Source organism: Helicobacter pylori SA213A (genome assembly GCF_000476275.1).
GTDB classification, from domain to species: Bacteria; Campylobacterota; Campylobacteria; order Campylobacterales; family Helicobacteraceae; genus Helicobacter; species Helicobacter pylori_CL.
The window spans coordinates 21,126-33,477 of the sequence record NZ_CBOM010000017.1 but is presented as its reverse complement, the minus strand read 5'-3'; the positions used below and the strand labels follow the sequence as shown (position 1 = coordinate 33,477).

Here is a 12,352-nt window from a genome sequence, read left to right as displayed (position 1 = left end):
TATTGAATTGTTACCGCATAGCCATTACATGCAAAACCTCTATCCGGAGTCTTATAAAATGAGAGTGCTTCCTTCTTTTGCTCAAATGCTTGATTTAAGATTCAATCACAGCATGCAAAAACTAGAAAGCTATATTTTAGAGCAATGCTATATCGCTGTGGGGCAAATTTGCATGGGCGTGAGCTTAATGGGATTGGATAGTTGCATTATCAGGGGCTTTGATGCGTTAAAAGTGGGCGAAATCTTAGAAAAGCGTATCAACAAGCCCAAAATCGCATGTTTGATCGCTTTGGGTAAGAGGGTGGCAGAAGCGAGCAAAAAATCAAGAAAATCAAAGGCTGCTGCAATTACTTGGTTATGATTAAACGAAATCAAAAACTTTTTAACTATAATCAAACCTAAATTAAAGTTTAAGGAGTGGTATTTTGTTTAAAAGAATGGTTTTAATCGCTCTTTTAGGGGTGTTTTCAAGCGTTTCATTAAGCGCTAAGAGTCTTTTAAGAGATGATGGGATTTTAGTCTCTGATTTAAAGGGCATGAAATCAGAACTATCTGATGCTCCTGCTTGGGTTTTTGAAGACCCTAAAGTCCCCTACGAAGAAATGGGCGTGGCGTATATCCCTGTTAATAATAAATATTTAGGGATTGAGCAAGCGACCTTAAACGCTAAATTGAGCCTGATCGTGGTTTTTCATGAAATCATGTTGAAGTATAAAAAACGCTTCATGGAGCAATTCCATGAGTCTGAGCAAACGGCTACGAATATCAGCTACGCTATCTATAATTACCTAGCGACTAAGATCCAGGTATCTGACACTTACACGAATTTAAAATCTGAGGTGGCTGTGGTGAAAATCAAGCTAGTGGGTTGCCAGATTGAGCAAATCAAAAGGTATTTAAAAGCGAGCGTTGAAAACCTTAACGATAATGAAATCGCTTATATCGCTAAGGTCGCTCAAAAAGAATTTGGTAGCGTTTGCGCATTAAGGTAGTTTTATAGCATTCTAGCGAGCATGTTTAGGGCATGCTCTACGCTTTTATTTTGAATGCTTTCTCTATTGCCTTCAAAAAAACAGCGATCGATTAAAGCTTGAGATCCTAATTTTTGTGCACCAATATAAATCGTGCCTACAGGATTAGCCTTACTCCCTCCATTAGGGCCAGCCACCCCACTGATCGCCAGCGCTAAATCCACTTTAAAATTGAAAAACACGCCTAGTAGCATTTCTCTCACGCATTCTTCGCTATAAACCCCAAAGACTTTTAAAGTCGTAGCATTGACTTTCAATAATTCACGCTTAACCTCTTCACTATAACACACAACACCCCCCATAAAAACCGCTGAAGCCCCGCTAATGGAAGTGAATGCATGCGATAATAACCCCCCAGAGCAGCTTTCAGCCACCGCCATTTTTAAGCCTAAAGATTTCAAGCGCTCTATTAAAGCGTTTGCGCTTTTTTGATGATCGTCTAATTCCACAATATTAGAATTAAAAAGCGTTTTAAGATAAACCCTTGCTCGCTCTACATTCTCGCCTTTCAATTCAATGCAATCTTCTGTAACTTGAGAAAAAAGTTTCAAGCACTTCAATTCCTTTTCAATCAAAATAAAACCGCTCTCATTATCCATATTCAAAAATTTAAATTTCATTTCCAACCTTTTAAAACCCTAAATTCAGCGTGCGCCACAACTCTTCCACTTCTTCTGTTTCTAAAAAAATCGTGCTTTGAGTGCGAAAAAAATTTTGGATTTTTTCTAAATCCAAGCTTTTGGCTTTCAAACAAGAGGGGTGCGCTAAAACAAACCCTTGCGCTAAAGCCACGGAATTTTCTAATTTTTTATCGCATAAAAAACAAGAGTTTTGGCTTTGCAAGCGCCCTTCAAAATCCAAAAGCGTTGCATACATTTCTAAAATCACTCTTAAGGGGTGCTGTTTGGAGAGTTTGTTAGCCCCATCATCTAAAGTGTCAAAATAAATGCTATCCAAAGAATGCACGCCCTCTAAATGCTTGAACAATAAAAAACAAAAGCGTTGCCAAAAAAACAAGCGCTCCATTTCTCTTTCCCAAATATAGCCTAAATGCAAAATATTCCTTAGTTTGGGTAAAAACTTATCATCGTTTTCTTCTTCAAAATCAATCTTACGCCCCACATTCAGCACGCTGTGGCGTTTGCCATAGAAACGATAGAGGGTTTTGAGGTGGTTTTTGGTCAAAACATGCACGATTAAATCTTCATCTCTTATGCTTTGTGTTTGTAAAAGAAACCCTTGCATCACTACTCTTAAGCTAATTTTGTTTTATTATAAGCAAAACTTGGATACAATCACCATAAAACTGCAAAATTAAGGAAAAACATGGGATTTGCAGATTTCTTTAAAAATTTCAAGATCAATAAATTGCGAGAAGCGCCAAGTAAGAACGAACAACCAAGCCATTGGGTGAAATGCCCTAAATGTTATGCGTTAATGTATCATAAAGAAGTGTTTAGTAAATACAGCGTGTGTTTGAAATGCCATTACCATTTCCGCATGAATGCAACTGAAAGGATTGAATTTTTATGCGATGTGGGGAGTTTTGAAGAGTTTGATAAGCATTTACGGCCTAATGATCCTTTGAATTTCGTGGATAAAGAGAGCTATAAACAACGCATTAAAAAATACGAAAAAAGGACTAACCGCCCAAGCTCAGTGATCAGCGGTGAGGCTAAAATCAACCGCATGCCTTTGCAGATCGTGGTGTTTGATTTCAGCTTTATGGGAGGGAGTTTAGGCTCTGTGGAAGGCGAAAAGATCGTAAGAGCGATCAATCGCGCGGTCGCTAAAAAAGAAGCGTTATTGATTGTTTCAGCGAGTGGGGGGGCTAGGATGCAAGAATCCACTTATTCGCTCATGCAAATGGCTAAAACGAGCGCGGCTTTGAACCGATTGAGTGAGGCCAAACTCCCTTTCATTTCGCTTTTAAGCGATCCCACTTATGGGGGCGTTAGCGCGTCTTTTGCGTTTTTAGGGGATCTCATTATCGCAGAGCCTGGGGCGATGATAGGCTTTGCAGGGCCTAGGGTGATTAAACAAACCATAGGGGCGGATTTGCCTGAGGGCTTTCAAACAGCGGAATTTTTATTAGAGCATGGCTTGATTGATATGATTGTGCATAGGAAGGATTTGAAGAAAACTTTGAGCGATCTCATCGCTATGATGACGCATAAGACTTCAAAGATTTTTTAAAGTTTTAACATTGATGCGTTGCGTGGTGTATTCTATCGCTAAAAGTTCGCCTTTAGAGTTAGTGAAAATCTATCAAAAGCAATGCAAGCGATTTGATTGCGAGCTGGAATTAGTGGATTTATTCCCTAAAAATACCGCCAACGCTCAAAAAGTTTCTAAAGAATTCGCTCAAAAAAGCTATTCTCTAGCCTTTGAGCCGTATTTAAACCCTAAGGCAAAAAATATCGCCTTACACCCTAAAGCTCAAAGGGGCGATAGCTTTGCGTTTAGTAAAATGTTAGAAAATCATCTTAATATTAATTTTTTTATCGCTGGAGCGTATGGGTTTGAAGAAAATTTTTTAAAGGATTGTCAAGCTTGGAGTTTGAGCGAGATGACTTTTAGCCATGAAGTGGCTAAAATTGTCTTATGCGAGCAAATTTATAGGGCTTTGAGCATTATTTTTAAGCATCCATACCATAAATAGGAGGTGCGCATGCGTTTTTACATTATCTTTACATTTTTGTTCATTGTGGGTTTTGGTGTGTTTGTTTATAGTATTGATCCGCAAGCTTACGCCTTTAATTTAGGGAGCTACAGCTTTAATTTTCCCATTGCGGTATGGCTTATGGGCGTTTTAGGCATGTTCGCTTTTTTTTCATGGGTTTTTTTATTCAAGCACAATCTCAGCCATAAAATCCGCTTATACCATGAAAAAAGGGATTTTGACAAATTGCTCAAACAAATCCTGTCCCAAGACACCCAAAAGACTTTTTTAAAAACGAAATTTAAAAGCGATCTCGCTAAAAACCTCTCTCAAATCTTAGCCCGCTATGATTTAAAGGCTGATTTAAACACGCCAAGTAGCGGGTGCGAAAAAGTGGACAACCTTTTTAAACATTACCACAATATAGAAAATAACACCCTTGAGCCTAAAGATCACGCTAAACATTCGTTGGCTTATGAGCATGCTTATTTTTCTAAACGCTTGAAGGCTTTCATTCATAACGATTTGAAAAACGCCTTTGAAGTTTTAACAAACGCGCAAATCCCTTTGGAATTACGCCGCTACGCTTTTATAGAAATCTCCCAAAAAGGCGACAAAAAAGAGGTTTTGAAGGCTTTGAATGCGATGCAAGATAACTTGGATAAAGAGTGCGTGAAGTCTTTTTTAAAAGCTTTTTTTGAAAAATCCTTAAACACAGACACTTTAAAGATTTCAGAGCTTTGCAAAAAAGTGGGTTATGACAAGAACGATTATTTAAAGCTCGCGCAAAAAGCGCAAAAATTCCTTGTACCGGACAAATGGTTCCAGTTTTTTGAGATTTTAAGCCAAGAAGACGATAAAGCCCAAAAAGCCTTTTTGTTTGTGTTGCTAGAATTAGAAATGAATGATCTCGCTAAGGAGCATCTAGCGGTTTTATCTTTTGAAGAATACATGCTTTTAAACGCTTACATGGATTTGAAAAAAGAGCATCAAAAAGCCTATAAATTAGAAGCGTTTTTGTAGGGGTTTGTTTGGCTTCATGTTTTTAGGGCAGATAAAAATAGATGATTGCAAAAAATTCAAGAAATGGGCTAATGGAGTCGTTTTTAGCGCCAAATGATAAGAGGAAAGACGCTAATGCTTTAAACCTTGATGAAACTAACCCTAAAAGAAACAATTAAAGCCAAAAATACGCTATAACCCACCATAAAAAGTTTTAGTAACCCGTATTTGATGAAAACAGAGCTTTTTTTATTTTTTAAATTTTTTATGAATTTTATCCGTATTTTAAAAATACTTCATTCATTACTACAACAAAAGAGTTTTAAGAATATTAAAAAAGGGCTAAAAAATAAATTTGTGTTTTTAAAGATTTGTATTCTTAAAGAATGATAAGGGTATTAAGAATACCCAAAATAAAACTTCAAAAACGCATCACCATAGTAGCCATGTATGAGCCTGATTTGAAGTTGCTAGGAGCGCCTTCAGGCAATTTGATATGGAAATACTTTTGACAACCATCGACCGCTTTTTCATAATTTTTAGTGAAAGAATGATGATGGCGGTTTTCCAAAGGCCCTTTTATGTGTTTGCTCATCAACGCAGAATGCTTTAATTTGACAAACAAAAGCAAGTTTTCACCGAACAACGATTTCATCGTGAAAGTGAACGCTCGTTTGTAAAATGTCCGCTTATCAATGTCAATCCCAATGATCCCACTGCCAGCCGAATAGACTAAAGGTTTTGAATACAATCTCAGATCGTCGCCATTCAAAACGCTTAACAAAATCCCTAAACTTATTAGTGTCCTAACCCCATTTTCTTTCCTTAGATATAACATTATCCGTATGTTTAACAGATAAGGAAATTTAACTTAAAACACCTTAATAGTTGATTAAAAAATTAAAAAAATGTATTTTTTTAAAAAGCGTTACGATTTAGAGTTTTGTGAATATTTTTACAATTAATGGTTATTTTTGAATAATTTATTTTAATTGATTGATAACAAAACAAGATTTTTTCCCAATCAAATAGGGATCGCTAAAACCTTATTTTAATTTTTAAGTTTTTAGATTTTCGCCATAAAATTTTTTCAAAAGATAAAACACCCCCACAAGCAAAATGATACCGATTAAAAGCGCGAGCAAGCGAGAATGCATAAAACTTGCAACCCCCAAACTCACCGCGCTGCAAAGCATCGCAATAGTCGCATAAGGGAGTTGTGTGATAAAATGGCTTTGCACCGAACACCCCGCCCCAGTAGCCGATAGTATAGTCGTATCAGAAATGGGGCTTGTGTGATCCCCATAAACCGCCCCAGAAAGAATGGCTGAAACGATTAAAATAATATCGCTTCCATTAGCCATGCCCGCTCCAATGGGCAGCATGATCGCAAACGCTCCCCAGCTTGTGCCGGTAGAAAAAGCGATAAACCCGGAGATTAAAAAAAAGATTAAGGGCATATACACCCCCCCTCCACTATTTAAAAACTCCTTGCTTACTTGAGCCAAGTAAAGCCCCGTTTGAGCGTCATCTCTAATCACAGGCCCAATAGCCCAAGCGAGCGTTAAGACTAGTATCGCTGGCCCCACACTCTTAAAGCCATCCAACATGAGTTTTAAAAAACCCCCTTTTTCTAAAAACTTATAGGCTAAAAGATAGGTGATAATGAGCGAAAACAGCCCCCCATAAAAGAGCGAAAAGCTCGCATCGGTGTTTTTTAAGATCACTCCAGTATAAAAAATCAACGAGGAAATGGACACAATCAACAAAAAAATGGAAAGAGGCAACAAGCTTAAGGGGGCTAGCTTTGAAAGATCCTCTTCTTGCTCGCTATAAAAATCCTTCACGCCTATGTTTTGATACTTTTTCATGCTAGGGAGGTTGATTTGCCATAAAATAGTGAGAAACACCGCAATGAGTGCAAAAATCGCATAATAATTACTGCTTAAACTTTGCACAAGCACCGAAAAACTATCTTTCAATAAAGGCGAGTTATCGTTATTCATGATCCCCATAATATAAGCCCCCCAGCTAGAAATAGGGACTAACAAACATACCGGCGCTGAAGTGGAGTCTATGATGTAAGCCAAGCGCTCTCGTGTGGAATTGTGGGCGTCGTTTAAAGACTTTGAGATTTGCCCCACGGTCAGGGCGTTAAAATAATCATCTACAAAAATAATGATGCCTGAAAAAAAAGCGATAAATTCAGGGGTTTTAGCGTTTTTAGAGTATTTTCTGGCTTTTTTGACAAAATTTTGCACGCTACCGGATTTCAAAATCACTTGACTCAAAACGCCTAAAAAGATCAAAAACCCAAAAACATAGAGGTTAGAAAGATTGAAATGAAGCCCTTTTTCTGGCTCATAGGTGTAAAAAACGGCAGTGATTTTAGTGTAGGTATATTCTATGATATTTGTAAGATTTAAAGAATGCAACAAAACAGCACTGACTACAATGCCCACAAACAAAGAGAGTGCGACTCGTTTGGTGAAAAAAACCATTAAAATAACGCTAAGAGGAACAATAAGACTTGATGCTGACAATCCCACCGAATAAAATCCTTTAAATCAATCCTTAAATTTCAATTAAAAGAGACAATCAACATTCACAAAATTCTTTATTAAAAGAAGAGATGAATTGGTTAAAACAAATCGCTTAAAAGATTTTAATCAAGTGGCCGGGAGAGAGGGATTCGAACCCCCGGAGGTATGACCCTCAACGGTTTTCAAGACCGCCGCTTTCAACCACTCAGCCATCTCCCGCTATTTTCACAAAAGTCCCTTGCAAAAGCCCCTAATGACTACAATAATGGAGGCGACACCCGGATTCGAACCGGGGAATCAAAGTTTTGCAGACTCATGCCTTACCACTTGGCTATGTCGCCTTAATCTCTAACACTCGCATGTTTAAAAAATAAAATCACGCTCAAAAATGGTGCCCAAAGCCGGACTTGAACCGGCACGGTATTGCTACCGAGGGATTTTAAGTCCCTTGTGTCTACCAATTCCACCACCTGGGCAAACTAAATAGAAACCATGCTCTAGAAGTTAAATCAAAATATGGAGCGGGAAACGGGGATCGAACCCGCGGCCCCGACCTTGGCAAGGTCGTGCTCTACCACTGAGCTATTCCCGCGCTCTTTATTCAAAAAGACGATTGTTATTGTATCTAAACTCAATAATAAAAGTCAAGGGCTTATGAAAAATTTCAAAACTGATTTTAAAACCAATCAAAACAGCCAAAACCCCTTTTATTTAAAAAATGAACAATAATGTTTTGAGTTTCCATTCAAACAAAACCCGTTTAAGAATTTCTAAATGTGGGTAAAAAATATACAATACCTTATAATAAGATGAAAATTCATGGCGTTTTGCGCTCATTTTTTATTTCTTTATTAATTTGATTGCATAATAATAGCTGACATAACACATCATCATAGGAGTTTCAATCATGAAAGAAGTCATTCATTCAACGCTAGCCCCAAAAGCGATAGGCCCTTATTCTCAAGCTATCGCCACTAACGATCTTGTTTTTGTCTCTGGGCAATTAGGCATTGATGCGAGCACCGGCGAATTTAAAGGCACAGATATTCATTCTCAAACCACGCAATCCATGGAAAATATCAAAGCGATTTTAAAAGAAGCAGGGTTAGGGATGGATAGCGTGGTTAAAACGACTATTTTATTGAAAAGTTTAGACGATTTTGCGGTGGTGAATGGAATCTATGGGAGTTATTTTACAGAGCCTTATCCGGCTAGAGCGACCTTTCAAGTGGCTAAACTGCCTAAAGACGCTTTAGTAGAAATTGAAGCGATAGCCATTAAGTGATTTTATTTAAGGGACTATCAGCATGAAAAAAGAAGTCGTGGTCATAGGCGGTGGGATTGTAGGGCTTTCTTGCGCGTATTCTATGCACAAGTTAGGGCATAAGGTTTGCGTGATTGAAAAAAGCGATGGCTCAAACGGCACTTCTTTTGGGAATGCCGGACTCATTTCTGCGTTTAAAAAAGCCCCACTCTCATGCCCTGGTGTGGTGCTAGACACCCTAAAACTCATGCTCAAAAACCAAGCCCCTTTAAAATTCCATTTTGGGCTTAATTTAAAGCTCTATCAATGGATTTTAAAGTTTATGACAAGCGCGAACGCCAAATCCACGCACCGCACCATGGCGTTGTTTGAACGCTACGGGTGGCTGAGTGTTGATATGTATCATCAAATGCTAAAAGACGGCATGGATTTTTGGTATAAAGAAGACGGGCTTTTAATGATCTACACTCTAGAAGAAAGTTTTGAAAAAAAGATTAAAACTTGCGATAACAGCGGTGCTTATAAAATCCTTAGCGCTAAAGAGACCAAAGAATACATGCCCGTTGTTAATGACAATATCTGCGGGAGTGTGCTTTTGACCGAAAACGCGCATGTGGATCCGGGCGAAGTGATGCGCTCTTTACAAGAATATTTACAAAATGCGGGCGTGGAATTTCTTTATAATGAAGAAGTGATCGATTTTGAGTTTAAAAATAACCTTATTGATGGCGTTATCACGCATAAAGAAAAAATCCAAGCAGAAACAATCATTCTAGCCACTGGGGCTAACCCCACTCTCATTAAAAAAACCAAGAACGATTTTTTAATGATGGGGGCTAAAGGCTATAGCATCACCTTTAAAATGCCTGAAGAATTAAAACCCAAGACTTCTTCTTTATTTGCGGATATTTTCATGGCAATGACCCCACGAAGAGATACTGTAAGGATCACCTCTAAATTGGAATTAAACACCAACAACGCCCTCATTGATAAAGAGCAAATCGCTAACATGAAAAAGAATTTAGCCGCTTTCACGCAGCCTTTTGAAATGAAAGACGCCACAGAATGGTGCGGTTTTAGACCCTTAACCCCTAATGATATTCCTTATTTGGGCTATGACAAACGCTATAAAAACTTAATCCATGCGACAGGACTAGGCTGGCTTGGCATCACTTTTGGCCCGGCCATTGGTAAAATCATCGCCAATTTAAGCCAAGACGGAGCGAATGAAAAAAATGCCGATATTATGCTTTTTTCTGCATTTTTTAGGGATTAAGGAATTTCTTTTTTAACCCCTAGTTTATTAAGGAGTTTTTATGGAAACGATTGATTCGGTGGTGCGTTTATTATCTAATTTGGTGTGGGGGATTCCCATGCAAATTTTATTAGTAGGCACCGGCGTGTTTTTAACCTTCTATCTTAGGGGATTGCAATTCAGTAAGATTTTTTATGCGATCAAAATCCTTTTTGACAAAGAGTCCCAATCTAAGGGCGACATTTCGCAATTTTCCGCTCTCATGCTCTCTTTGGGGGCGACTGTAGGTATTGGGAGTATCGTAGGCGTAGCGACCGCTATCAGCATTGCAGGGCCAGGAGCGGTATTTTGGATGTGGGTTACTGGGCTTGTTGGCATGGCGACTAAGTATTCTGAGGGGATTTTAGCGGTGAAATACCGGGAAAAAGGGGCGTTTGGATACAACGGAGGGCCTATGTATTACATCAAAAACGGCCTCAACATGCCCAAACTCGCCATGGCGTTTGCGATTTTTACGATTATTGCAAGCATTGGCACCGGTAACATGACGCAATCTAATGCGGTTTCTTCCATTTTGAGCGAACAAGCGAACTTGCCTACTTGGGTTTCAGGCTTATTGCTCACTCTTTTAACCGCTTTCATTGTCATTGGGGGGATTAAATCCATTGGTAAATTCACTTCTTACTTAGCTCCTGTTATGGTGCTTTTATATTTGATCGCTATTATTTATATTATTGTCAGCCATTTTGATTTAGCCATTCAAGCGATCAAACTCATTTTTGAAGAAGCCTTTAACCCTAAACCCGTTGTGGGCGGAGCGAGCGGCGCGTTGGTAGCGACTATGATAAAAACGGGCGTGGCTAGGGGGTTGTATTCTAATGAAGCGGGGTTAGGGAGCTCAGCCATCATTGCCGCAAGTGCTCAAACACGCCACCCGGTGCGTCAAGCCTTAGTGTCCATGCTCCAAACCTTTATTGTAACCTTAATAGTGTGTTCGGCAACAGCGAGCGTGATTTTAATGGCACCAGAATACAACACCTTGCTCCCTAATGGGGAAAAATTGAGCGCTAATTTGCTCACTCTAAAAAGCACGGAGTATTTTCTAGGCTCATTAGGGACGGTGGTGATTTTTTTGACCATGATCTTTTTTGCCTACTCTACGATTATTGGTTGGGCTTATTATGGGGAAAAATGCACGGAATACGCCTTTGGTGAAAAGAAAGTGAAATATTACCGCTTGATCTTTTTAGCGAGTGTGATGGTGGGGGCTATGGCTAAAATTGATTTTGTGTGGAATTTAGCGGATCTTTCTAACGGGCTTATGGCTATCCCTAATTTAATCGCTTTGATTTTATTGCATAAAGTGGTTTATTCTGAAACTCGTTGGTATTTTAGCAAGCATTCTAACAAGTAAGATGGCATGTTAAAAAGGGCGAGTTTTGTAGAAGTGGATACCGCTTCTTTAAGGCATAATTTTAGCGCAGTCAAAAGCATTGTCCCTAAAGACGCTTGTGTCATGGCGGTTGTCAAGGCGAACGCTTATGGGGCAGGGGCGATCAAAGCGAGCGAAATTTTTTTACAAGAAGGGGCTAATTATTTAGGGGTAGCGACTTTAGATGAAGCTTTAGAATTGCGTTCTCATTTTTCTAAAACCCCCATTTTGATTTTAGGTTATAGCCCTAATTCTAACGCTTCCATGCTGATTGATAACGATTTGAGTGCTATGATTTTTAGCCTTGAACAAGCGGAAGTTTTTTCTCAAATGGCTTTAAAATCTCAAAAACGCTTAAAAGTGCATCTCAAAATTGATACCGGCATGCACCGCTTGGGCTTAGAGCCTAATTTTAAAAGCATAGAAACCATTAAAAAAATCCGCGCTTTAAAAGGCTTGGAAATAGAGGGGATATTCACGCATTTAAGCAACGCTGACGCTAAGATTAAAACCCATGCTAAAAACCAAATGAAAGCCTTTAACGCTTTTTTAGAGCAGCTTTTGGATCAAAAAATAGAGTTCCAATACCGCCATGCTTATAATTCCGCCGGTATCCTTTCTTTGTGTAATGGGAATGAAAATCGTTTGTTAAATCTTTATCGCCCAGGCATCATGCTCTATGGTTTTTACCCCTCTAATGAAATGAAAGAATCATGCCCAACCATCTTGAAAAATGTTGTCAGCCTGAAAGCCCAAATCGTTCAAATCAGAAGCGTTAAAAAAGGCGAATTTATTGGCTATGGCGAGCATTTTTATACCAATGAAGAGACTTTAGTGGGTGTTTTAGCTCTAGGGTATGCAGACGGGTTAGCGCGCGCTTTAGGCAATCGCATTCAAGTAGCGATCAACAACCAATTAGCCCCCCTTATTGGCAAGGTGTGCATGGATCAGTGCTTTGTCAAACTCAATAATATTGAAGCCAAAGAGGGCGATGAAGTCATCTTGTTTGGGGATAAAAGCGCTAAGGCTAATGACGCAAGCGAAATCGCTGCGTTTTTAAACACCATTGCTTATGAAACTATCAGCACCCTATCCAAACGCTTGGAGCGCGTTTATATTTAAAATCAAACCATGCAAAATTTTTATTTTGTGTTAGAATGCTT

13 protein-coding genes and 4 tRNA genes are annotated in these 12,352 nt (G+C 38.9%); 9 read left to right on the top strand and 8 right to left on the bottom strand.

What is annotated here, in order from left to right:
- Positions 1-361 (top strand): nitroreductase family protein (locus QT74_RS06390; protein WP_033765509.1); only part of this gene is annotated, 361 nt, incomplete at its 5' end.
- Positions 362-425: 64 nt separating this feature from the next.
- Positions 426-992 (top strand): hypothetical protein, encoded by a 567-nt coding sequence (locus QT74_RS06385; protein WP_024118295.1) that lies wholly within the window; start codon positions 426-428, stop codon positions 990-992.
- Between the two features lie 2 nt (positions 993-994).
- On the opposite strand, the gene QT74_RS06380 is transcribed toward QT74_RS06385, so the two are convergent.
- The gene (locus QT74_RS06380; RefSeq protein WP_033765498.1) at positions 995-1,651 is read right to left on the bottom strand and encodes a CinA family protein; all 657 of its coding nucleotides are present in this window, start codon (positions 1,649-1,651) and stop codon (positions 995-997) included.
- 10 nt (positions 1,652-1,661) lie between these two features.
- Positions 1,662-2,276: a recombination protein RecO gene (gene recO / locus QT74_RS06375; protein ID WP_033765497.1), complete on the bottom strand. Its 615-nt coding sequence runs from the start codon at positions 2,274-2,276 to the stop codon at positions 1,662-1,664.
- An 81-nt stretch (positions 2,277-2,357) separates the two neighbouring features.
- On the opposite strand from recO, the gene accD reads away from it, so the two are divergent.
- The 3 genes from accD to QT74_RS06360 are packed head-to-tail and all read left to right on the top strand — an operon-like array spanning position 2,358 to position 4,716.
- A complete protein-coding gene (gene accD / locus QT74_RS06370) occupies positions 2,358-3,227 on the top strand; it encodes an acetyl-CoA carboxylase, carboxyltransferase subunit beta (RefSeq protein ID WP_033765496.1) in 870 nt (289 codons plus the stop codon).
- Between the two features lie 13 nt (positions 3,228-3,240).
- On the top strand, positions 3,241-3,693 hold the full coding sequence (gene rlmH / locus QT74_RS06365) for a 23S rRNA (pseudouridine(1915)-N(3))-methyltransferase RlmH (protein ID WP_033765495.1): 453 nt from the start codon (positions 3,241-3,243) through the stop codon (positions 3,691-3,693).
- Positions 3,694-3,702: 9 nt separating this feature from the next.
- Positions 3,703-4,716 carry a LapA family protein gene (locus tag QT74_RS06360; protein ID WP_033765493.1) on the top strand — a complete coding sequence of 338 codons (1,014 nt, stop codon included), beginning with the start codon at positions 3,703-3,705 and terminating at the stop codon, positions 4,714-4,716.
- A gap of 400 nt (positions 4,717-5,116) precedes the next feature.
- On the opposite strand, the gene QT74_RS06355 is transcribed toward QT74_RS06360, so the two are convergent.
- The 6 genes from QT74_RS06355 to QT74_RS06330 all read right to left on the bottom strand — a co-directional run bounded on the left by QT74_RS06355 (position 5,117) and on the right by QT74_RS06330 (position 7,830).
- Positions 5,117-5,479 (bottom strand): hypothetical protein, encoded by a 363-nt coding sequence (locus tag QT74_RS06355; protein WP_033765507.1) that lies wholly within the window; start codon positions 5,477-5,479, stop codon positions 5,117-5,119.
- A 274-nt stretch (positions 5,480-5,753) separates the two neighbouring features.
- Positions 5,754-7,244, bottom strand: coding sequence for a Na+/H+ antiporter NhaC family protein (locus QT74_RS06350; protein ID WP_033751697.1), 1,491 nt, complete (start codon positions 7,242-7,244; stop codon positions 5,754-5,756).
- A gap of 125 nt (positions 7,245-7,369) precedes the next feature.
- Positions 7,370-7,457: transfer RNA gene (locus QT74_RS06345), tRNA-Ser, on the bottom strand.
- A gap of 47 nt (positions 7,458-7,504) precedes the next feature.
- Positions 7,505-7,579: transfer RNA gene (locus tag QT74_RS06340), tRNA-Cys, on the bottom strand.
- 48 nt (positions 7,580-7,627) lie between these two features.
- Positions 7,628-7,714: transfer RNA gene (locus QT74_RS06335), tRNA-Leu, on the bottom strand.
- A gap of 41 nt (positions 7,715-7,755) precedes the next feature.
- Positions 7,756-7,830, bottom strand: a tRNA-Gly gene (locus tag QT74_RS06330).
- A 315-nt stretch (positions 7,831-8,145) separates the two neighbouring features.
- Here QT74_RS06330 and QT74_RS06325 point away from each other — a divergent pair.
- From QT74_RS06325 to alr, 4 genes are read left to right on the top strand one after another with little or no spacing between them, the layout of a single operon-like run.
- A complete protein-coding gene (locus tag QT74_RS06325) occupies positions 8,146-8,523 on the top strand; it encodes a RidA family protein (RefSeq protein WP_000665807.1) in 378 nt (125 codons plus the stop codon).
- Positions 8,524-8,545: 22 nt separating this feature from the next.
- Positions 8,546-9,778 (top strand): NAD(P)/FAD-dependent oxidoreductase, encoded by a 1,233-nt coding sequence (locus tag QT74_RS06320; RefSeq protein ID WP_033765491.1) that lies wholly within the window; start codon positions 8,546-8,548, stop codon positions 9,776-9,778.
- Between the two features lie 40 nt (positions 9,779-9,818).
- On the top strand, positions 9,819-11,171 hold the full coding sequence (locus QT74_RS06315; protein ID WP_033765489.1) for an alanine/glycine:cation symporter family protein: 1,353 nt from the start codon (positions 9,819-9,821) through the stop codon (positions 11,169-11,171).
- Between the two features lie 6 nt (positions 11,172-11,177).
- Entirely contained in the window at positions 11,178-12,311 is a 1,134-nt protein-coding gene (alr, locus tag QT74_RS06310) for an alanine racemase (RefSeq protein ID WP_033765487.1), read from the top strand.
- The last annotated feature ends 41 nt before the right edge of the window (positions 12,312-12,352 follow it).

Coding starts and splice junctions, on each gene's coding strand:
- QT74_RS06315 (WP_033765489.1), top strand. CDS start 9,819: ATGGAAACGATTGATTCGGTGGTGCGTTTATTATCTAATTTGGTGTGG.
- recO (WP_033765497.1), bottom strand. CDS start 2,276: ATGCAAGGGTTTCTTTTACAAACACAAAGCATAAGAGATGAAGATTTA.
- rlmH (WP_033765495.1), top strand. CDS start 3,241: ATGCGTTGCGTGGTGTATTCTATCGCTAAAAGTTCGCCTTTAGAGTTA.
- QT74_RS06320 (WP_033765491.1), top strand. CDS start 8,546: ATGAAAAAAGAAGTCGTGGTCATAGGCGGTGGGATTGTAGGGCTTTCT.
- accD (WP_033765496.1), top strand. CDS start 2,358: ATGGGATTTGCAGATTTCTTTAAAAATTTCAAGATCAATAAATTGCGA.
- QT74_RS06325 (WP_000665807.1), top strand. CDS start 8,146: ATGAAAGAAGTCATTCATTCAACGCTAGCCCCAAAAGCGATAGGCCCT.
- QT74_RS06360 (WP_033765493.1), top strand. CDS start 3,703: ATGCGTTTTTACATTATCTTTACATTTTTGTTCATTGTGGGTTTTGGT.
- QT74_RS06380 (WP_033765498.1), bottom strand. CDS start 1,651: ATGAAATTTAAATTTTTGAATATGGATAATGAGAGCGGTTTTATTTTG.
- alr (WP_033765487.1), top strand. CDS start 11,178: ATGTTAAAAAGGGCGAGTTTTGTAGAAGTGGATACCGCTTCTTTAAGG.